20 protein-coding genes are annotated in these 20,900 nt (G+C 61.0%); 13 read left to right on the forward strand and 7 right to left on the reverse strand.

Annotated features, from left to right (window positions below):
* The first annotated feature begins 24 nt into the window (after positions 1 to 24).
* From IEX36_RS11795 to IEX36_RS11840, 10 genes are all read left to right on the forward strand, one after another.
* Entirely contained in the window at positions 25 to 372 is a 348-nt protein-coding gene (locus IEX36_RS11795; RefSeq protein WP_188759478.1) for a hypothetical protein, read from the forward strand.
* A gap of 85 nt (positions 373 to 457) precedes the next feature.
* A complete protein-coding gene (locus IEX36_RS11800; RefSeq protein ID WP_188759479.1) occupies positions 458 to 1,315 on the forward strand; it encodes a hypothetical protein in 858 nt (285 codons plus the stop codon).
* Positions 1,316 to 1,358: 43 nt separating this feature from the next.
* On the forward strand, positions 1,359 to 1,856 hold the full coding sequence (locus tag IEX36_RS11805) for a heavy-metal-associated domain-containing protein (protein ID WP_188759480.1): 498 nt from the start codon (positions 1,359 to 1,361) through the stop codon (positions 1,854 to 1,856).
* Entirely contained in the window at positions 1,853 to 2,290 is a 438-nt protein-coding gene (locus IEX36_RS11810; protein ID WP_188759481.1) for a hypothetical protein, read from the forward strand. The genes IEX36_RS11805 and IEX36_RS11810 overlap by 4 nt, the downstream gene beginning before the upstream one ends.
* Positions 2,291 to 2,362: 72 nt before the next feature.
* A complete protein-coding gene (locus tag IEX36_RS11815; protein ID WP_188759482.1) occupies positions 2,363 to 3,559 on the forward strand; it encodes an acyltransferase family protein in 1,197 nt (398 codons plus the stop codon).
* Positions 3,556 to 4,824, forward strand: coding sequence for a phosphoribosylamine--glycine ligase (gene purD, locus IEX36_RS11820; RefSeq protein WP_188759483.1), 1,269 nt, complete (start codon positions 3,556 to 3,558; stop codon positions 4,822 to 4,824). Before IEX36_RS11815 ends, purD begins: the two co-directional genes overlap by 4 nt.
* Positions 4,825 to 5,006: 182 nt before the next feature.
* Positions 5,007 to 5,522, forward strand: a complete 516-nt coding sequence (locus tag IEX36_RS11825; protein ID WP_188759484.1) for a DinB family protein — start codon at positions 5,007 to 5,009, stop codon at positions 5,520 to 5,522.
* Between the two features lie 153 nt (positions 5,523 to 5,675).
* Positions 5,676 to 6,533: a VOC family protein gene (locus IEX36_RS11830; protein WP_188759485.1), complete on the forward strand. Its 858-nt coding sequence runs from the start codon at positions 5,676 to 5,678 to the stop codon at positions 6,531 to 6,533.
* A gap of 11 nt (positions 6,534 to 6,544) precedes the next feature.
* A complete protein-coding gene (locus IEX36_RS11835; protein WP_188759486.1) occupies positions 6,545 to 7,405 on the forward strand; it encodes a sugar phosphate isomerase/epimerase family protein in 861 nt (286 codons plus the stop codon).
* 58 nt (positions 7,406 to 7,463) lie between these two features.
* Positions 7,464 to 9,002: a glycosyltransferase family 39 protein gene (locus IEX36_RS11840; RefSeq protein WP_188759487.1), complete on the forward strand. Its 1,539-nt coding sequence runs from the start codon at positions 7,464 to 7,466 to the stop codon at positions 9,000 to 9,002.
* A gap of 9 nt (positions 9,003 to 9,011) precedes the next feature.
* On the opposite strand, the gene IEX36_RS11845 is transcribed toward IEX36_RS11840, so the two are convergent.
* Positions 9,012 to 9,911 carry a D-hexose-6-phosphate mutarotase gene (locus IEX36_RS11845; RefSeq protein WP_188759488.1) on the reverse strand — a complete coding sequence of 300 codons (900 nt, stop codon included), beginning with the start codon at positions 9,909 to 9,911 and terminating at the stop codon, positions 9,012 to 9,014.
* Between the two features lie 32 nt (positions 9,912 to 9,943).
* On the opposite strand from IEX36_RS11845, the gene IEX36_RS11850 reads away from it, so the two are divergent.
* On the forward strand, positions 9,944 to 10,567 hold the full coding sequence (locus IEX36_RS11850) for a hypothetical protein (RefSeq protein WP_229668918.1): 624 nt from the start codon (positions 9,944 to 9,946) through the stop codon (positions 10,565 to 10,567).
* Between the two features lie 2 nt (positions 10,568 to 10,569).
* Here the strand turns inward: IEX36_RS11850 and IEX36_RS11855 are convergent, their stop codons facing one another.
* Positions 10,570 to 11,559, reverse strand: coding sequence for a hypothetical protein (locus tag IEX36_RS11855; protein WP_188759489.1), 990 nt, complete (start codon positions 11,557 to 11,559; stop codon positions 10,570 to 10,572).
* 198 nt (positions 11,560 to 11,757) lie between these two features.
* Positions 11,758 to 12,174: a YciI family protein gene (locus tag IEX36_RS11860; RefSeq protein WP_188759490.1), complete on the reverse strand. Its 417-nt coding sequence runs from the start codon at positions 12,172 to 12,174 to the stop codon at positions 11,758 to 11,760.
* A gap of 231 nt (positions 12,175 to 12,405) precedes the next feature.
* On the opposite strand from IEX36_RS11860, the gene accD reads away from it, so the two are divergent.
* Both accD and IEX36_RS11870 read left to right on the forward strand, forming a co-directional pair.
* Positions 12,406 to 13,251, forward strand: a complete 846-nt coding sequence (gene accD / locus IEX36_RS11865; RefSeq protein ID WP_188759491.1) for an acetyl-CoA carboxylase, carboxyltransferase subunit beta — start codon at positions 12,406 to 12,408, stop codon at positions 13,249 to 13,251.
* 94 nt (positions 13,252 to 13,345) lie between these two features.
* Positions 13,346 to 14,191, forward strand: a complete 846-nt coding sequence (locus IEX36_RS11870; RefSeq protein WP_188759492.1) for a class I SAM-dependent methyltransferase — start codon at positions 13,346 to 13,348, stop codon at positions 14,189 to 14,191.
* A gap of 22 nt (positions 14,192 to 14,213) precedes the next feature.
* Here IEX36_RS11870 and IEX36_RS11875 read toward each other — a convergent pair whose 3' ends face one another.
* From IEX36_RS11875 to IEX36_RS11890, 4 genes are all read right to left on the reverse strand, one after another.
* Entirely contained in the window at positions 14,214 to 14,702 is a 489-nt protein-coding gene (locus IEX36_RS11875; RefSeq protein WP_188759493.1) for a DUF4126 family protein, read from the reverse strand.
* A gap of 54 nt (positions 14,703 to 14,756) precedes the next feature.
* A complete protein-coding gene (gene glyA, locus IEX36_RS11880) occupies positions 14,757 to 16,019 on the reverse strand; it encodes a serine hydroxymethyltransferase (RefSeq protein WP_188759494.1) in 1,263 nt (420 codons plus the stop codon).
* 158 nt (positions 16,020 to 16,177) lie between these two features.
* Positions 16,178 to 19,867: a TonB-dependent receptor gene (locus IEX36_RS11885; protein WP_188759495.1), complete on the reverse strand. Its 3,690-nt coding sequence runs from the start codon at positions 19,865 to 19,867 to the stop codon at positions 16,178 to 16,180.
* A gap of 110 nt (positions 19,868 to 19,977) precedes the next feature.
* On the reverse strand, positions 19,978 to 20,898 hold the full coding sequence (locus tag IEX36_RS11890) for an isoaspartyl peptidase/L-asparaginase (protein WP_188759496.1): 921 nt from the start codon (positions 20,896 to 20,898) through the stop codon (positions 19,978 to 19,980).
* Positions 20,899 to 20,900 lie beyond the last annotated feature (2 nt).

A 20,900-nucleotide genomic window follows, 5' to 3' on the forward strand; every position in this document is an offset into this window, starting at 1 on the left:
AGAACGGAGAGTATACTGACGCCTATGCGAAGGCTTGCCGGCATCGTCGCTTTGCTTGTGCTTTTGGGCGCGACGGGGCCGATTATGGCCTGTGTGACGGGTCAGGCTATGAGCCAGCAGGAGAGCGCGTGTTGCCGGGCCATGCATCACCAGTGCGGCGAGATGGCCAGTATGGGGTGTTGCCGGAAGGTGGTTCGGCATGACCTCCAGCAGCTTGCTACTGCAACGGCAGCTTTACCGATCCACTGGTTTGTCGCTCTGCGCGTAGCTTCTGGTGTGCCGACACCGGTGACGGTTACCGTGAGTGAAGCGCCGATGTCGCATTCGCCGCCTGGGTTGCTGGCGGCGCAAAGTACCGTACTCCGAATCTGATTCTCCTTCGATCCCAAGACTGACGGGGCGCATGTTTGTGTGCGCCTGACGCTGTTCACGCTTGATTGGATTGAAGGAGTTTTTTATGAAATCACTGATGGTAGTTCTCTGGGCGCTGGCTTTGCCCGGAGCGGCGCTGGCTGCCGATCATGGGCCGGTCTTCAGCTATGCGACGCCGGTGAATTCGGCGCGTGAGTTCAGCTTTGATACGGGAGTGATTGGCCGGTATGGGTCGCTGGGGACGCAGGCGACTTCGGTGTCGCAGATTGGATACGGAATTACGCCGCAGATTACGGTGACGGCGGTGTTGCCGGGAACGATTGGGAGCGGGTCGTTGCCGGAGACGCGCATGGCGGGCGGTGGCGAGTGGGAGGCGGGTGCGTCGTGGCGCTTTCTGCACTCGGTGACGTCGGTGGGCAAGCGGCTGGAATCGACGGCGTCGCTGGGCCTGGTGGTGCCGGGGCCGCAAAGTGATTCGGGCGTGCTGGCGGGGCTGCATCGCGCGCCGGGGGTTGCTGCTACGGTGGCTTCGGGGCTGGCTTCGCGGAGCCAGTACCTGTGGCTGGGCGGCGGCTATACGCGGTTTGCCGAGGCGGACCAGGACCGCAGACCTTCGACGGTCTCGTGGAGCGCGGTTTATGGATATCGTCCGGCGCGGCTGAGGCGCGGTGTTGACCAGTGGGACTATCGCGGCTTCGCCGAGCTGACGGGAGAGCATACCGGCGGCGTGCTTCGTGGCGGCAGCTCGGTTCCCGACAGCAGCACGACGACGCTTTGGCTGGGGCCTTCGGTGCTCGCCATCTTCAAGGATGTGGCAATTGAAGGCGGCGTGCAGGGGCCGCTGTATCGCGATGTTTCGACATCGCTGTACGGGCACGAGCGGATTCGCTTCGCGATCAATATCAGCTACCTGAAGTATTCCTCCCATGCGAGTTCTCGCTGACAATTCTTTTGCTGACACGTTTTTCGCTGAAAGGAGCGATGTTATGAAAGCTATCAAGATGATTGCCGTTTTGCTGTTTGCCGTGTCCGCTGCCGCGGGGCGGGCGGAGTACAGGCAGGTGAATATGACCGTCTTTGGCATGGACTGCGCGCCGTGCGCTCATGCCATTCACGTATCGATGATGGGAATTCAGGGTGTGACGGCGGTCACGGTCGATCTGAATACGGGACTGGTGGACATTACGCTGGCGCCGGGCAACGGGGCGGACATGCGCCAGTTCAACAAGGCCGTCGAGGAGAACGGGTTCACGCACAGGGACGCGAAGGTGGTGGTTCGTGGCACGATTTCGGGCACTGCTGCTGCGCCGTATCTGGAGATTTCGGGAACGAAGGACCGCTATGCGCTGAGTCCGCTTGGCGCGAGCGCGGATATCTCGGGCCTGCTCGGCAAAACGGTGACGGTGGAGGGAACGGTGCCGCAGTCGGGGCGGGGCAAGGTGTCGGGCACGCTGCGCTACACGGCGATTAAGGAGGCGCAATGAGCACGAGACCTTTGTTGCCGGACGTGAAGCGGCGTGCGCGCAGGGCGGCGCTGTTGAATTACTTCTCGTTGTTTGGCTCGTTCAGCACGTTGATCTGCTGTGCGCTGCCTTCGGTGCTGGTGCTGCTGGGCATGGGGACGGCGGTGGCTTCGCTGCTCTCGGCCGCGCCATGGCTGGTGGGCTTTTCCAGGCACAAGGTGTGGACGTTCAGCATCGCCGGGGCACTGATTGCAGCGAGCTTTGTTGTGACGTATGTTGTCGCGCCGCGATTACGGCAGGGAACGGTCTGTGATGCGGACGATCCGGCAACGTGCGTCGAGGTGAGCCGTTTGAGCAAGGTCCTATTGTGGGTGTCGGCGGTGGTATGGAGCGCGGGATTCTTCGTCGCGTATCTGCTGGGGCCGATTCTGGTGCATTTGGATCGGTCGCGGTAGATGACGGAGAGATGGCGGAGGCAGGTGGGGGATTCCGGGCTTCGTTCATAATGGGGCGTGGCCTTCAAGGAAATGACAAATCCCTCCCACGGCTGGACACGGCTTGATGGTGTCGATCTTCTCCGTGGCTTCGCCATCTTCTTTGTGCTGATGAACCACGTGAACATGCGGCTGCTGGGTGCGCATGTTCCGTATATGCATGGCCTGCGGCTTCAGGTTGTCTATTCGCTGTTCTGGAACGGGCAGTTTGGCGTGCAGATGTTCTTTGCGGTCTCCGGATTTTTGATTACAGCGATGACGTTGCGGCGCTGGGGTTCGCCCGCCACTGTGAATCTGCGCGGCTTCTATTGGCTGCGTTTTGCGCGTATCGTTCCGCTGCTGCTATTGCTGCTCGCGGTTTTGAGTGCGCTGCACCTTGCTCATGTGCGGGACTTTGTCGTTTCGTCGAAGACCGGTGGCCTGGGTAGAGCGCTTTTTGCCGCGCTCACATTTCACGTCAATCTGCTGGAGGCGCGTCGAGGATATCTTCCGGCGGGGTGGGACATTCTCTGGTCGCTCTCGGTGGAAGAGGTGTTCTATCTTTTCTTCCCGCTGGCCTGTCTGCTTTTTCGGCGAACACGATTTCTGGTTGCACCGTTACTGCTGTTTGTTGTGCTGGGGCCGTTTGCGCGGTCTCATGCCTTTAACCACAACCCGGTCTGGCGCGAGTACTCGTATCTGGGTGGGATGGATGCGATTGCGCTCGGCTGTCTTACCGCGCTGGTTTTGGCGGGGCGGCGCGTGTCGCGGGCGGCGCTTTGGATATGTGGAGCTGGCGGCGCAGTGCTGACGATCTTCAGCCTGTGCTTCTCGGTTCGCGCTTATGCCTGGGGCCTGGGACGCAACGGGCTGAATATGACGGTGCTTGCTGTGGGTACCTGTATGCTCATCGCGGTGTTTGCGCAGAGTGAATGGAAGGCGCCGCGCGCGTTTGCGCCTCTGCTGGTGCTTGGCAGGCGCAGCTATGAGACGTACCTCACACACTTGCTTGTGGTTCTGGGGCTCTTCTCTCTGTTTCTTGCGGCGGGCAAATCCGTGCGCTATGTTCCTGTTCTGTTCATTGGATCGATTGTCTTCTCTGGCGTGCTTGGCGAGGTGGTCGCGCGCTTTTACTCCGAACCGATCAACCGCTGGCTGCGCAGGCGCTGGAACGGCGTTCCGACGCCGCGCTTCGCTGAAACAAGCGATAATCAGAGAGATACGGCATACGGGAGCAACGTTACTCAATGAAGGTACTTGTCATCGGCGGCGGTGGCCGCGAACATGCGCTGGTCTGGTCGCTTAAGAAGTCGCCTGCGGTTACGGAGGTGCTGTGCGCGCCCGGTAACGGCGGCATCGCTGAGATTGCGCGCTGCCTGCCTGTGGATGTGAACAGTCTTGCGGCGATGGTTGCGTTGGTCGAAGCTGAGCGGCCGGAGCTGACCGTGATTGGGCCTGAGGTTCCGCTGGCGCTTGGGCTGGTCGATGAGCTGGAGCGGCGCGGGCTGCGTGTCTTTGGGCCCACGAAGGCGGCTGCGCGGCTGGAGTCGAGTAAGGCGTTTGCGAAGTCGTTCATGCAGCGCCAGGGGATTCCTACAGCTGCGTATGCGGTGTGCTCGACGCTGGATGAGGTGCGGGAGCAGCTTCGCCGCTTTGCCGCGCCGGTGGTGGTGAAGGCGGATGGGCTGGCCGCGGGCAAGGGCGTCGTGATTGCGAATACGCACCTGGAGGCCGAGCAGGCTGCGGCGGAGATGTTTTCGGGCGCGCTGCTGGGCACGCACGAGCGCGAGGTTGTGATTGAAGAGTTTCTGACTGGCGACGAGCTCTCGTTCTTCGCGCTGTGCGATGGCAAGCGGGCTGTGGAGATCGCTTCGGCGCAGGACCATAAGCGCGTCGGCGAAGGCGACGCCGGGCCGAACACGGGCGGCATGGGCGCGTATTCGACCGATGGGCTGGCGACGCCTGCAATGCGCGAGTGGCTGCTCAAGAATGTTGCGCAGAAGGTGGTCGATGGCATGGCGTCGGAGGGTACGCCATTTCGCGGGATTCTCTTCTGCGGGCTGATGATGTCGCAGCATGGGCCGATGGTGCTGGAGTTCAACACGCGCTTTGGCGATCCTGAGACGGAGGCCATTTTGCTGCGCATGGAGACGGACATCGTTGATCTCGTCAATGCCTCGATCGATGGCACAGCCAGCCAGCTTGCCGTGAAGATGAAACCCGGCGCGAGTGCGTGTGTGATTGCGGCGAGCGGTGGGTATCCGGGGAAGTATGTCCCGGGCAAGGTGATTGAAGGGCTTCGGCCGAATGGCTCGCGCGAGGACCTCGTCGTGTTTCATGCGGGCACGGCGGCGAAGGATGGGCAGATCGTTACTGCCGGAGGCCGCGTGCTTGCTGTGACTGCTGTGGCTGCGGATCTGCGCGCTGCGCTGGACAAATGCTATGCAGAGATGGGGAAGATCAGCTTCGATGGGATGCACTTCCGCCGCGACATCGGTCATAGGGCGCTGAGGTAAGGCAGGCCGCGGATTTCGAGGATCAACACGGATAAGAAGCACACCAACATGCTCTCTTCCGTTTTTAAATTTGTGCCCAATCCACAAATCCGTGGCCGGATGGCTTGGACGAGGTCGCGCAAATTTTGCGCCTTCATCCACAGCGCTGTCATCGAATCTGCAAATCATTCAAGGAGACGTTCATGACGCAGCCTGTATTGACTGTCGAAGATGTGATGGCCTGGAACGAGCGCACGCACGCTGAGTGGCGCAAGCTTTTCACCGAACACCCTGAGGCATTGGCGATTCCCTGCGATATTACAGGGACGAAGAACGTTGCGGAGCTGATGCAGCACATCATTGCGCCAGAGATTCGCTACGCGCAGCAGCTTTCCGGCCTGCCCATCGCCGACTACAAGGATATTCCGTACGATTCGGTTGATGCGATCTATGCAACGCACGAGCATGCCATGACGCTCTTCCGCGAGCTTCTCGCTTCGGACACCATCGATTGGGATGCGAAGTTTGAGTTTACGACACGCTCATTTGGCCAGGCGCGGTCTACGCGCAAGGCGGTGCTGTTTCATGCTCTGACGCACGGCATTCGGCACTATGCGCAGCTTACGACGCTGGTGCGGCAGCACGGTATCAGTCACAAGCTACCGCAGGATTATCTCGTGATGCACCTGGAGATCGTCAATAAATCACTTGCGGGTTGATAGTTTGCAGGTCGTCAGTTGAAGCTGTGTCATCTCAACTTAAAAATCTGTAGCTAGCAGCTTTCTCGTCCTATAACGTTTTAGTTTTGACTTCGGCCTTGACCTGCGCTAAAGTGGCCGCCTATGCGAAGAGTTGGATTTCTCCTCCTTCTAATGGCGGCCACGTGCTTTGCGCAAACAAAGCGGCCTGCCATCACCGGTATTGCGTTCGTGCGGATGTATGCGTCGAACATGGCTGCGTCAGAGGCCTTCTACGGCCAGACGCTGGGCTTCGACCACACCATGCAGAACGGCATCCTGACCTATCCGGTCAACGATCAGCAGTCGCTGGAGTTAGTGCCGCTGCCTACGCCTGCGCCTGAAGCGCGTGTGGCAGCTATCGGTTTTACAACGCGCGATGCGGGCGGGTTGGAGAAGTATCTGGAGGCGCACTCGGTCAAGATCGTCGAGCCGCTCAGGCATGGGGACTTCGCTGTGCGCGATCCGGAAGGTCACCTGGTTTATTTCGTGCAGCAGCGGGCTGGTTCGACGAAGACGATCTCACCGCGTGGGGCGTCGCATCGCATCATCCACACGGGCTTCATGGTTCACGACCGCACGGCGGAAGACCGCTTCTGGCGCGACATTCTTGGCTTCAAGCCATACTGGTACGGGGGCCGCGTCAATGGCGAGCTTGATTATGTCTCCAGCCAGGTGCCCGATGGTACGGACTGGATTGAGTACATGATGCGCGACCCGAAGGCACCTGCGCCGAACGCGCATCAGCTTGGCAGCGACTATCACTTCTCGCTTGGCATTGACCACATGTCTGACGCTGTTGCCGCGCTCGCACGCAACCACTGCGAAGGCCCAAATTGCACGAAGACGCAGATGGGACGCGATGGCAAAGTGCAGCTCAACCTGTTCGATCCCGACCTGACGCGCGTTGAGTTTATGGAGTTCAAGCCCTCGGGTACTACCTGCTGCTCGCCGTTTACCGGCAAGCAACCCGGCGATGTTGAAGACCGATAGGAGTTCGATAGATGACGACGCGCCGCAAATTTCTCCGCCTCTCTGCGCTTGCTGCTGCTGCTGGATGCACGCTGCGTGCACCTCGCGCGTTTGCCGATGAGGGCCACCTGATTTATGGGGTGCAGCTCTTCATGGTGCGGCGACAAGCAGTGAAGGACCTTGCCGGGATTCTGAAGGCGATTCATCAGATTGGCTATACGCAGATTGAGCTGTATCCCATTGTGTACAACCATCCTGCGGCGGAGTTGCGGCGCATCGTCGCGGATGCGGGGCTGGGTGCGGTCTCGGGCCACTTCGACTATGACGGTTTTGAGACGAAGGTGAGCTACGCGCGCGAGCTTGGGCTGAAGTATATGGTGTGCCCCATGCTGCCGCGCGCGCAGTGGAACTCGGTGGAGGGATTTGAGGAGGCAGCGCGCAAGTTCAATCAGTGGGGCAAGCTGGCGAAGGACTCTGGGCTGACCTTTGCGTTTCACAATCACGATTACGAGTTCAAACCGCAGGGCTCGACCACCGGCTTTGAAGTCCTGATGAAGAACACAGACCCGGCGCTGGTCAAGCTCGAATTTGATATGTACTGGCTGACGCAGGCGGGGCAGAATCCGCTGGAGATGCTGAAGCGGCATGCGGCGCGTGTGCGGCTGATTCACTTGAAGGATCGGCTTCCGAACGTTCCTATCAGCTACACGCCTGACCCCGATGCAGACCACTTCATCGAGCTGGGCAAGGGCACGATCGACTGGCCAGCCATTCTTAATCAGGCGAAGCGGCAGGGCATTCGCTATGCGTTTGTCGATCAGGATGAGACGGCGATTCCTGTGCTCGACAGTTTGAAGGAGAGCTATAGCTATATTAGGAAGCTGAATATTTGAAGTTCTTCGCGACTGAGCGTGCGATAGTCTGTTCAGCACAGTCACTGAGGAAGAACTTTTGCTTCTGCTCCTTCGCCGATCTGCCGCGCTCATCACTGTGGCCTGTGCCGTAGTGTTTGCAGTTATGTCGCTGCACTGGCCGCTGGTGGGTGACGCTTCGCTGATGCACTACGTTGTTTTCCTCGCTGGGCGTGGGCTGACGCCTTATAAGGACATCGTCGATGTGAACCTTCCAGGCACGTACGCTGTGAATTGGTTGGTGATGCATATCTTCGGCACGGGCGCGCTGGCGTGGCGTTTGTACGATATTGCGCTTGGGTTGGCTGCGGCTGGCGCGATGACCTGGATTGCGTGGCCAGTGGACCGGCTGGCAGGGCCGCTTGCTGGTGCGCTCTTTTTTCTGATTCATGGACGCGATGGCATTGCAGAGTTGGGTCAGCGCGATCTGCTGATGGCTGTGCTGCTGCTGTGGGCGGTGGCGCTTGTGCTGGCGGCGATGCAGCGTGGACGGATTGCTTTCGTTGCTGTCGCGGCTGTGCTTGCTGGATTTGCGGCAACGGTGAAGCCAACGGCTGCGGTCTTCTGGCTGGTTACGTTGATTTTTGTGGCGCTCTCGCCGACGGCGCGGATGTGGCGGCGCGTGTGGCTTTGGGGTATGGGACTTGCGCCGTTTTTGATTGCTCCTGTGGTAGAGCTGCTGGTAATTGATCGCGAAGGAGCGTGGAGCAGGTTCTGGTTTGTTGTGGCGAGGCTTGATCCGCTGCACAACACGCTGCTGCGTGTGCCAGGCCGGTATTTTCTGGCGCACCCGCTACCATCGACGCTGCTACCGCTTACGGTGATTGGTGTGGTTGCCGTTGCGCTTCGGCGGCACGAGGGCAGTAGGCTCTTCAGTGCGATTGAGGCGCTGGTTGGGATCAATTTTCTCTGTGGGCTGTTCTCGTTTTTTATTCAGCGCAAGGCGCTGCCGTATCATCGTTATCCTGCCGATGCGTTTCTGATTCTGCTCCTGTGCCTGATCTTCTTTCACGCCGTCAATGAGCGGCAGGTATCGAAGGCACTGGTGTTTACCGGAGCGGCTGGGCTGCTGTTTGCCTCGCTTGTCATTGCGCCGCAGTCGCTTGCGCGCACGCTGCGGCTTCGCGCCAGTGCTGACGACTTCAGCACACTGCTCCAGGGCGACCTCACGCATCTTGAAGGCGCGTCTTTCGGCGGAGCTTCGCTTGATGGGCAGGTGCAGTGCATCGACTTTACCGCCGGATGCGCGACGACGCTCTATCGCATGAGGCTTCGAGAAAGCACCGGATTTCTCTATGACTGCTATGCTTTCCAGCCGGCTGCGAATGCTGTCGTGCGCGAGTACCGCGAGGAGTTTCACGCGGCATTGCTGGCGCGTCCGCCTGAGGTCATCGTTTTGAGCGATCAGGACTGCGGCCATCCAGATAGTTTTGGCGACATCGATCGCTGGCCTGCGCTTGAGCAGTTTATCCAAGATGACTATGTTCTGGTGAAGCAAGTCACTCCACCCGGGCCGGTTCGCTGGGCGGATAATTCTGCAGTCCCGTACAGCTATCGGATCTATGTGCGGCGCAGATGAGCGGCCGTTCTAGACCTTCTCGACGGAGATGTGCGCCTGCATGGAGTGAACTGCGCCTGGAGCGAGGGTGATTGTGTTGACGCCTGCATTGACGGTTTCGCAGCAGAGAAACTCGCGCCACTCGGTCGGTTCGAGGTCGGTGAAGGCGGACGAACCGTTGTCCCATGGATTCCAGACGACGGTAGTATTTGAGCCGGTCTTCTCGACTGTGATGCGGCGCTTCCCTGCTGCGTCGTGCAGCACGCAGGTGGCTGCGGTGTTCTGGTAGACGCGGTCGGTCATACCCGCCATGATGACGGGGCCGTGCTGCACTTTGGGCGCGAAGTGGTCGTTCTTATCGAGGTAGGTCACACCGTCGAGACCGGTGATGGTGGCTTCGCGCACATCGGCCATGGCGTAGTAGGTGTGCATGGCTTCTTCAAAGACGAGTGGGGTGCTGGCTTCGTTGGCCACGGTGAGCTGCAATGTGAGTGTGCGGCCAACGGTGACTTTGTAGGCGAGACGGAAGTTGTCGAAGCCGAGGTCGCGGCTCATCTGCGTGGGCCCGAGGGTGAAGGTCAGGTGCAGCTCGTCGCCGGTGAGCGCGGCGAAGGCGAGCGTCCAGGGCTGGATGCGGGCGAATCCGTGCGAGGGGCCGGTTTTGCCGTCGTGCCGCGTGGCGAACCAGGGAAAGGCGAGAGGTACACCGCCACGGATGGGCTTGCCGGGAGCGAAGTCGCTCTTGTGGCCGAGGAAGATGACGGGCCGCTCGCCGACGGGCTGCCAGTGCGCGACGTGCGCTCCCAGCAGATAGATAGTGGCGCTGGCAGCGGGCGTGGTGATCGAAGCGTAGATAAGGCCGGTGGGGGTCTGGTTGAAGGCGAGCACGCCGGGGATGGCAAAGTGTTCAACGAGCTGGGCGAGGTCCATGCTGACCAGTGTAGACGAGGGCGACAGCCGTTATGCTTAAACTCGACATGCGCCGCACTCTGAATAGCCTGCTGTTCGTCTTTGCATTGCTCCTGATCCTGCTTGCGGCTGCGCGCCCGGCTGCGGCGGTTGAAGTGAAGATCTCCGCCAGCGCGCTTGAGCGCACGCTCGTCACGCAGCTCTTCAATGGGCCGGATGGGCGATATTATCTGCGGGGCAATCCACATTCGAGTTGCTATGTGTATGCGGATTCGCCACACGTGAGCTTCGCTGATGACCGCATCGTGGTTGATGTACACACGCGGTCGAGGCTCGGTGCGTCGGTGATGGGCAGGTGCCTGGGCGTCTCGCTCTCGACCAACGCGCGGGTGTCGCTGGTCCCCGATGCGGAGGAAGAGTCGATCGGCTTTCGCGACGCGCGCATCGAGCACATGAGTGAGTCCCGCGAGCTTAACTTCCTTCTGGTTCCCTTCCTCAGCGGCAAGCTGCCCGCGCAGATGAAGGTGAACGCTGCGGACCTGGTGCGGCAAGTCCTGGCGCGTTCAAAAGAAGTCACAGGCTATAGCTGCACGCTCGGCACGCTCAAGATGCATTCACTGTTGGTTGAGGGCGATGCGCTGGTGATGGATGCAGATGGGGACCTGAACGTGGACTGACTCTATTCGGCAGCGGGCACAAGTACGGGAGCCGAAGGCTTCTCCGCAGGCTCGCCCGGCACAAGGACGCGCTCGGCGTTCTTCGGAATCTTGAAGCGACCATCGGTGAAGTAAGCAATTGCCATACCTGCTGTCACGTGGGGGCTGAGCACGGCCAGCGGCACCACATATTTTTTCGACTTCATCATCGATTCGACCACCCCATACACAGGATGACTGCGCGGAATGGTGCCGGGAACCTGCGGGATCACAAAGGTGGTGAACTCGAGGCCAGGGTTACGGTGCGCGTACCTGGTAAGCGAGCGGGCTACCTGCTTCGGCGTCGTGATGCCGAGATCGACGAGGAAGTTGCGCCGGACGGCGTGCGGGTAATACATATTGAGCACGTTGCGCGAGAAGTCGGCGCAGTTGCGGTAGAGCAGGTTGAAGCCGGCAATGTTGCGCCGGTCATTCAGCAGCGCGACCAGGCGCTCGTCCTGCTCGCGCGTGGTCTCGATCTGGAAGCCGTATATTTTGCGGTCGTAGGAGGCGCCGACGAGTTGTGTCCAGTCACCCGGCGGCGGCTCGCCAGCCGCTTCGGCTGCCGTGGTGTTGGGCGCAATATTGAGCAGGTACTGGCGGCGGTAGTCGTCGCGGAGTTGCGCTTCGAGCGCGGGCGTTGCTTCGGAGGGGATGTCCTCTACGCGCTCGACCGAGTAAAGATAGGGGACGATAGGAATGGCAATCCAGTCGTAGCCTCCTACGCGATGGTAGCGGCTGATGACGACACCGTCTTCGTCGGGCGCGCACATGCGCAGCTCAGTCGGCGATTGTGCGCAGATGCGGTCGAGATAGATGGCGGCGTGCCCGGTGGGGTTCATGGCGCCAAACTGCCCGTAGGGCTGCTCCATCAGCAGCGCGGCATCGGCCACTGCGTGAGTTCCTCCTGCTGCGATGCTCAATAGAGCAAAGACAATCAGGACAGCCCGCAGACTCTTGGTCGAAATGCACATACCTGGTTAGAGCAGCGGGCGAGAGGAAATGTTGTGGTGCGAAAGCAATTTTCATACGGCGAAAATGGTTGCTTCGACGGGAAATTAAGAACAATCAGGTTCCTGATTTTTGCCAAGTCGAATGTTTTGAAGCTTGTGAAAAATGAATAGACCCATGCCGCGAGTTGTTGCGACATGGGTCGACAGATGACATGTAGCCTATTGGTTGGCTAACTGCTCGCGCAGCTTCTTGTCTTTCTCCTTGAGTTCCGGGGTCAGCACTTCGCCGAAGTCGGCGGGATCGAAGATCTCGCGCAACTCGATCTCTGTGCCTCCATCGAACGGAGCGCGTTTGAGCCACTCGACTGCCTCTTCCATCGATTTCACCTTCCAGAGCCAGAAACCCGCAATCAGCTCCTTCGCCTCGGCAAAGGGTCCGTCGGTCACTGTCCGCTTGCCGCCGGAAAACTTGACACGCTTTCCGTGTGAGCTGGCTTTCAGGCCTTCACCAGCCTGCATGATGCCGGCCTTCACCAGCTCTTCGTTGTACTTCGTCATTGCAGCGAGGATCTCAGTGTTGGGAAGCACGCCTGCTTCAGAGCTCTTGTCCGCTTTTACGATTACCATTACGCGCATTGCACATCTCCTGTTGATTCAGTAGTAGGGCAGGGTTTGCCGGAGGCTTGCCGCGGCTAAAATTCCTGCTTCTGCCTATACGTCGAACGAGTTTTCTGTCATTCGACATTTTTGATGCATCTTTTTTCGCGGCATCACCTGACCGAAAGGTAAATCTTAGAGAGACGGTTTGCTTAGTCCTCTCAGTACGCCTTTGCCCGCTCTAACCGGTACAATAGGCAGGGCATACTCATGAGCTGGTTTAAGCGCGAAGACAACGAGATCGTCAACGATGACCGCAAGACCGTCCGTACAGAGGGACTGTGGGTGCGCTGCGAAGGTTGCGGCCAGGTCATTTTTAAGGCAGACCTTGAAGCCAACCTGCGGGTATGTCCCAAGTGCGGCCATCACTTCCGCATCGACGCGCGCTCGCGTATTGAAAGCCTGCTGGAACCGGGCTACGAGCTGGTTGATCTGAACCTGGTCTCGACTGATCCGCTCCAGTTTACCGATCTGAAGCCTTACAAAAAGCGGCTGGCCGAGGCACGGAAGAAGACCGGGCTGAACGACGCCATCATCAATGCAGTTGGCAGGATCGGTCCGCACGATGTGGTGCTGAGCGTGATGGAGTACAGCTTCATCGGCGGCAGCATGGGCGCGGTGGTCGGCGAGACGATCGCGCGCGCGGTGGACCGCTCGCTTGAGTCGCGGCGTCCGCTGATTATCATCTCGGCCTCGGGCGGCGCGCGCATGATGGAGGGCATCGCCAGCCTGATGCAGCTTGCAAAGGTCTCGGCTGGCATCGCGAAGCTTGAGGCGGAAAAGATTCCCTACATCTCGGTCATGACTGATCCGACCACGGGCGGCGTTACCGCCAGCTTTGCCATGCTGGGCGACCTGAACATCGCCGAACCGGGTGCGCTGATTGGCTTTGCCGGGCCGCGGGTGATTGAGCAGACCATTCGCCAGAAGCTGCCTGCGGGCTTCCAGCGCTCGGAGTTTCTGCTGGAGCACGGGTTCCTCGACGCGATCGTCTCGCGCAAGGACATGAAGCAGTACATCTGGGAAGCAATCAGCTGGATGACTTCTACCGGCTGAACAGCATCTTGCTGGCTGCATGATTCAAACAGTTGAAATTTCAAGGTAGTAAGCGCCTTTGGCCCTGGCGCTACCCTGGTCTTGTATCTTACCGATGCAACACGCCACGCCATCCCGCACTGCACTTCGCGTCGCCATGCGCCGCGCCGCGCATCAGCTCTACGACGCGCAGCCGCTCGTTTTTGAAGATCCCATTGCCGTGCCCATTCTCGGCGATACTTACGCCGAAGAAGTTCGTCGCACGCCGCAGCGTCCGGATCGCCCCTGGTCGGTGGGACTGCGTGCGTTCATGGTGGCGCGCAGCCGCTATGCGGAGGACAATCTTGCCCGCGCGGTTGCCGATGGTGTTGAGCAATATGTTCTGCTGGGAGCCGGACTCGACACGTTTGCGCACCGCAACCACTTTCCTGCGCTGCATGTCTTTGAAGTGGACCACCCCGCGACGCAGGAGTGGAAGCGCGAGCTGCTTGCGGCAAGCAGCCTGCCCGAGCCGGATCGCCACACGTATGTGCCGGTGAACTTCGAGAGCCAGACGCTTGCCGAGCAGCTCGCTGGCGCAGGCTTTAATGTTGCCCGGCCCGCATTCTTCTCCTGGCTGGGCGTCGTGCCGTATCTCACGCTTGAAGCTTTTCGCTCGACGATTGGCTTTGTGTCTTCCCTGCCTGTTGGTACAGGCCTCGCGCTGGACTACTCCCTGCCGCGTCACGCGCTGTCTCCGCTCGAGCGGCTGGGCTTCGACTCGCTGGCCTCGCGCGTGCAGTTGGCCGGCGAGCCGTTTCAGCTCTTCTTCACGCCAGAGGAGATCGCGCACGAGTTGCGCGGGTTCTCGAGCATCGAAGACCTGGGCTCCGCTGAGTTGAATGCCCGCTTCTTTACCGGACGACCCGATGCGTTGAGACTGATGGGCACGGCTGGGCGGATGCTTTCAGCGTGGAGATGAGCGTTGGCCAGGCCGGAAGAATCTATCCCGTAACGACGCGCAAGGCGAAGATCGCGCAGAGCACAGCCACCGCGTCTTCCACCAGGGCGACATTGCAGTCGGCATAACGCAGCCGCACCACGAGCTCTTTACGGATCAGGTATCCGCCGTAGGTGCCGACCAAGACGCTGAGTACGCCGAGGATGATTCCTTCTAGCTCCGGACCGTTCAGCCCGTCGGCAACGACCGCGCCGACAAACGCGCCCAGAACTACCTTGAACAGCACCGACGGCAGGATGATGCGGTCGAGCATCCAGGGCTGCTTGTCGGCAATCAGCTCGCAGATAGCGATTACTGTGAAGAAGATAGCCACCGGCAGCTTCGCCATCCAGAGGTCCCACCCGTATTGGACCTGGAGCGCACCGGAGTAAGCGAACCACGAGAGGACGGCCAATGGCGTGAACGTGCGCAGGCCGGTCACGGTGCCCAGCAGGGGCAGCGCAATCAGCCACGAGATGACCTCCATTGCCATAGCGCACTTCGCAGGTGGAACAAAGAGCGTCCCTGACTACAGAGACGCTCTAAACTACTTGCGCAGCCAACTATACAACGGAAATTTTTCAGCCAGCGCCAAAACTTCAGCGCGAATCTGCTTAATTTTGCCCGGATCGTTGCGATGTTCGAGCGCCTGGGCGATCCAGGCGGCGATGACGCGCATCTCGGCCTCTTTCATGCCGCGCGTGGTCAGGGCCGGAGTGCCGATGCGGATGCCGCTCGGCTTCATGGGCGGGTTGGTGTCGTAGGGGATGGCGTTCTTGTTGACGGTGATGCCAGCCTCGCCCAGAGCGGACTCGGCTTCGGAGCCGAGGATGCCCTTCTGGAAGACATCGACCAGCATCAGGTGGGTATCGGTGCCGCCGGAGATGATGCGGTAGCCGTGGCCCGCCAGCTCGTCTGCCAGCACCTTCGCGTTGGCGACGATCTGCTTCGCGTAGGTGGCGAATTCAGGCTGCAGGGCCTCTTTGAAGGCGACGGCCTTGGCCGCGACGATGTGGACAAGCGGGCCACCCTGCTGTCCGGGGAAGACGCTGCGGTCGATGCCGGCGGCGAACTCCTGCTTGGAGAGGATCATGCCGGCGCGCGGGCCGCGCAGGGTCTTGTGCGTGGTGGTGGTGACGACGTGCGCGTGCGGTACGGGCGACGGATGCACGCCACCGGCGACCAGTCCGGCGAAGTGGGCCATGTCGATCATCAGGTACGCGCCCACCTTGTCGGCGATCTCGCGCATCCGGGCGAAGTCGAACTGGCGCGGGTAGGCGCTGCCTCCGCCGACGATGACCTTGGGCTTCTCGCGCAGGGCGATGCTTTCGAGCTCGTCGTAATCGACGACCTCGGTGTCCTTGCGCACCTGGTAGCCGACGATGCGGTAGAGCTTGCCGGAGAAGTTGAGCTTGTGTCCGTGCGTCAGGTGGCCGCCGTGTGCGAGATCGAGGCCGAGGATGCAGTCGCCGGGCTGGAGCAGCGTCATGTACGCGGCGGCGTTGGCCTGCGAGCCGGAGTGCGGCTGCACGTTGACGTGCTCGGAGCCGAAGAGCTGTTTGGAGCGGTCGCGCGCAATGTTTTCAACCACGTCGGCGTGCTCGCAGCCGCCGTAGTAGCGCTTGCCGGGATAGCCTTCGGCGTACTTGTTAGTGAAGACGGTACCTGCGGCTTCAAGAACGGCGCGGCTGACGAAGTTCTCGCTGGCAATCATCTCGAGGCCCTCGTGCTGACGGTTCACTTCGAGGGCAATCTGCGCGGCAACATCCGGGTCCGCGGCGGACAGAGAGGCGTTCAGATCAATGGGCATAGCTCCATTCTATATGTCAGTTGGGACCGCTATAAAAACCGACCACGGATTACGCGGATGGCCGCGAATTTTAAAAATGTCTACCCGTAGTTTCGGCAGAATCGTGCGAACGGCAAAAAAATCCGTTCTGATCCCGTAATCCGCCGTTGGTCTTTGCACTAGAAGGAGAGGCGCGCGCCGAATTGGAACTGGCGCGGATCGTACGACGCTGTTGGCGTGCCCGCTGCGGTGTAGAGCAGGTTGACGTCGAGGACGTTGTTCTTGTTGATGAGGTTGAATACATCCATCGTCGTCTGGAGGATCATTTCATGCGAGAAGTGAAAGTCCTTCCCGAGGCGCATGTCGGTGAAGGCGACGAAAGGTCTGATGCCAGCGTTGCGGCCGAGCGAACCTGCGTAGAAGCTGCTCGCTGGTCCAGCGCTGAGGGGGGCGTCGATATAGCAGGGCAGATTCAGTGCGCCGGTGGGCGAGTACTTCGACACGACAGGCGTGGTGCCGCAGCCGGTTGCGCCGCTGCCGGGTGCGACGGCGTTCGGTCGGTCGGTCAGGGGGTCGAAGTCGAAGTTGGTGTCGGTGCCGGTGAGGATGTTGAACGGTCGGCCAGACGAGACCTCGAAGATGGGTGCGAAGGTGATGTTGGAAAAGACGGCGCGCCTGAAGTCGCTGCCGCCAACCTGTCCCGAGTTGTAGACGCCGGAGAGCACGAAGCGATGGCGCTGGTCGAAGGAGGAGACGCTGCGCTCGGCGTTGGGCGCGAAGTTCGACTGCGGCGCGTCGGAGTTCGAGACCAGGTCGGTCGAGTCGTCGATGGCGTGCGACCAGGTGTAGCTCACGAGAAATTCATAGTTGGCCGACAGGCGTTTGCGCAGATTCACGCTGAGGCCGTTGTAGCTGGAGGTGCCGGTGGTGAAGTTGGGCGTCATGTCGCCGAAGGGAACGGGTACGCCGACGCCAAGGCCCTCGGTCGCGGCGATCTCGCTGGCGAGTGCGACGCACTGCCCTGCTCCCTGGCTGACGAGGAACGGCGCGAGCGATTCATTCAACCCTGAGCGGCGGAAGAAGTTCAAGAGCGGTGGCGCGACGTACGGCCCAGCCGGACCAACACCGCAGGGGATGGTGCCGCTCGCTGTGGCCACGGTGAGCGGGTTCGATGTGGCACTGGCGACGGCGGTGACGGGCGTTCCGGGAAAGACGCCCGCTGTGCCCGCGTTCACAGCGGCGACAGCATTGCGCCAGTTGGCCACGAGTAGTTGTGGGTTCACCGGATTGACGTTGATGGGGCGGTTGAGGTGACGGCCACCGGTGGAGTTGAAGGCTATGTTGATGGAGAGGTTGTGGCCGAGGTCCTGCTCGATGCCGAAGGAGATCTGCTGCGCGTAGGGCGTTGTGTAGTGCAGGTCGGCAGGCAGACCCGACGGCAGAATTGCCAGCGGAAAGCCCGAGGCAAGGAAGTTCTGGTTCACGAAGACCGATGCGGAGTTGTTCTGGTCGAAGCGTTGTTGGTTTGCCTCGTAGTTGAGCCCTGCCAGAGGCAGGCAGTTCGCGTCGCCGAGCGTGCCCTGAAAGGTGTTGGTTGCATTCAGGTTCAGCGGACTGATGGAGCTTGCCGCCGTGCAGGGTGAGCCTCCGGCAAGAATGACCAGCGGCACGGTGGCCGAGTTGAAGACGTTCGATTGCGCATCGAGATTGCCTGGCGCGCGGTCGTAGAAGATGCCGTAGTTTGCCCGCAGCACGGTTTTGGCATTGCCGAACACGTCGTAGGCGAGGCCGATGCGCGGGGCCCAGTTGCTGTCCTGCAAGCGGATGCCTTCGCGGATGCCGAACGCGCGCTCCGCCGCGTAGGTGTCAGCGTTCAGCGCGCCCTGCGTTGGGTAAGCTTCGATGTCGTAGCGCACGCCTGCGTTGAGTGTGAGGCGGTTGGTCATGCGCCAACTGTCTTCGAGAAACGCGCCCAGCACTTTGAGGTCGTACTTGTACTTCGTCAGGCCGACGCCCTGCACGAACGATTGCGGGATGCCAAGTCCGTAGGCTTGAATCGGCGAAAAACCAGGCAGGCCCACGAGCTGCGCCGAGACGTCGGTCGAGTTCAATGCGGCGAAGGTGTAGTCGCCGCCGCCGTAGAGCTGGCCCTGCTTGAGGTTGATGGGGATGTAGCGCAGGTCGATGCCGGTCTTGAAGGTATGGCGTCCGCGCGTATAGGTGAAGTTGTCCTGCAACTGGCTCTGGTCTTCGATTCGGTCGACGACGGAGAACGGCGTCTTGCCGAAGTAGGCGAAGCCGGGGATGTTGACGGCTACACCGCTGCCTCCGGCTGATGTTGTTGGCGAAAAGTTGACCGGGTGGCGTGCGAACTGTACGCGCAGCTCGTTGACCTTGTTGCTGCCGATCAAAAGCGTGTGCTGACCCGTGATGGTGACGTCGTGATAAGTCTGCGTGGCTGTGCGGGAGAAGGAGTTCTCGCCGAGATTCTGGTTGGCCGCGCTCTCTTCGATGCCGCTGACGAAGCTGGGGCTGACGCTGGCACGCACGAAGAGCTGCTGGTTCGCGGTGAGCTTGTGGTCGAGGCGCAGCGAGTAGATCTCGGTCTTCTCGGTGACGGGGAAGTTGCCGATCAGGCTGTTGAGCGGCACGAACGACGCGGGCGTGGGCGCGCCCGAGGTCACGAAGCGATTCGCGCCGATTGTGGGTTGCAGGAAGAGAGGGTTCTGGCCGGTGGTTGCGAGCGACGAGCTGGAGCCGACCAGCGCGATGTATTGCTGGATGCCGGGTGTTGCGGCGGGTACGGCGCTAAGGAACCCTGCCTGCTGCGGAGTGCCTTCGATGCTGAGCGTGCCTGTGGGCGCGCCGTAGAACCTGCTGACGTCGATGCCGGTGAGGCCGAAGTTGGCTGCGCCGATGTCGGAGAAGCCTGTCTCCTGGCGGCGCGTGATCTCGGTCGAGAAGAAGTAGAAGGTTTTGTCAGGAACGATTGCGCCGCCGACGGTGAACCCTGCCTCGACGCGCGTGTACGCGGGCTGGTGGACGGTCGAAAACGGGTTCGTTGCCTGAATGTAGCGGTTGCGCAGAAAACCAAAGGCGCTGGCGTGGGTTTTATTTGTGCCTGATTTGGTTACGATATTGACGACACCACCCGAGGCGCGTCCGTACTCGGCGTCGAAGCCGTTGGTGATGATCTGGAACTCTTCGACCGCGTCCTGCGAGACGGTGGAGCGGGTACCGCCGGAGATGTAGTCGCCTGCATCGGCGCCATCGACGTTGATCGAGTTTGAGCGCGCGCGTGCGCCGCCGAAGTTCAGCCCTGAGGTGGGGATGGCGCCGATGGAAGGCGCGGCGTCGCGAGCGATCTGCGAGTTGGTCAAGGTGAAGTTGATATAGTTGCGGCCGTTGATGGGCAGGTTGTTGATGCGCTCCTGATCGACGGTGGTGGACTGCGAGCTGCGCTGTGTCTCGACGATGTCCGTGCCGGTGCTGACGGTGACGGCCTGTACGGCGCCTGCTGTGAGTGGAAGCGCCAGCGTGGCCTGCTCGCCGACCGTGAGGACGATGTTGGTCTCAGTCAGCGTGGCGAAGCCGGGTGCGGTTGCCGTGACGGTGTATCGGCCCGGGGGCAGCAGTAGAAGCTGATAGTTGCCTTCGGCGTCGCTGACGGTCTCACGCGAGAAGCCCTTCGAGGCATCTGTAATGGTGATGGCGGCGTTAGGCACGACCGCGCCGGTCTGGTCCTGGACCGTGCCGTGAAGCTGTGCGGTGGCGATGTTTTGCGCGGGCAGGCAGGTTGGGGAAAAGGCTAAGGCCAGCACAAGCGCAAAGCCGGCACAGGAAGGAGGGCGCCTGGTACGCAGCAGCATAGGGAGCTCCCTTGGACCCTCCGGCGCGCGGTGGATGAAGGCGGGGAGGGCAATTGTTCCACCGCGATGTTCTACATGAATAGAGATTCAGTGCGCAAGAGAAAAGCCCGTTATTTACAGGTGACGCCAACTTGAACGCCCATCGGGGTCCTCAGCCCCCAGGCCATGCGCGGCGTGTTGTGCGCCATGCCGATGCGGCCATCGGGTCCGAGGAGGATGATTCCGCCGTGGCCTCCGAGGCGGTCGAAGAGGTAGCCAATCGCAGCGTGCGCCGCTTCGTCCGGACTTGCCCCGGCAGCGACGCGGTCTACGGCCCACTTGCCCAGCACCAGCTTCATGATGGGCTCGCCCCAGCCGGTGAGCGAGACGGCGGCGGAGTGGTTGTCGGCGTAGCAGCCACAGCCGATAAGAGAGGAGTCGCCGACGCGGCCGGGAGCTTTGTTCAAGGTGCCGCCGGTGCTGGTTCCTGCGGCAAGATTGCCGTGCGCGTCCATCGCGACTGCGCCTACGGTGTCATGCGAAGTGGGCGGGCCTGAAAAGGTGGTATCACCGTGGCCTGCCAGCGCGGCAGCCTGGGCCTTCAGCAGGCGCTCGCGTTCGCGTGGAACGACCAGCTCGGAGTTGTCACAGAGCGCCATTCCCTGCTCTTTGGCGAACTGCTCCGCTCCTTGCGCGACGAAGTAGACGTGCGGGCTGCGATCGAGCACAAGCCGGGCCGCACGAATCGGGTTGCGCAGCCGCTCGACGCAGGCCACACCGCCGGTGCGCAGGTTTTCTCCATTCATCAGCAGGGCGTCCATCTGGACGCGGCCGTCGCTGGTCAGAAAGGAGCCACGTCCGGCGTCGAAGGTCTCGTCGTCTTCCATGACGGCGACGGCGGCTTCCACGGCATCCACCGCACTCGCGCCTTGTTCAAGCAGGCGATAGCCGGCGGCGAGCGCGTTGCGAATGCCTGCCTCGTTCGCGGCAACGGCATCGTCGGGCATAGCCCAGGCGCCGCCATGAATCAGAAGAGTAGGAGTCCTCTGCATCG

Source organism: Edaphobacter acidisoli, from assembly GCF_014642855.1.
Classification (GTDB): domain Bacteria; phylum Acidobacteriota; class Terriglobia; order Terriglobales; family Acidobacteriaceae; genus Edaphobacter; species Edaphobacter acidisoli.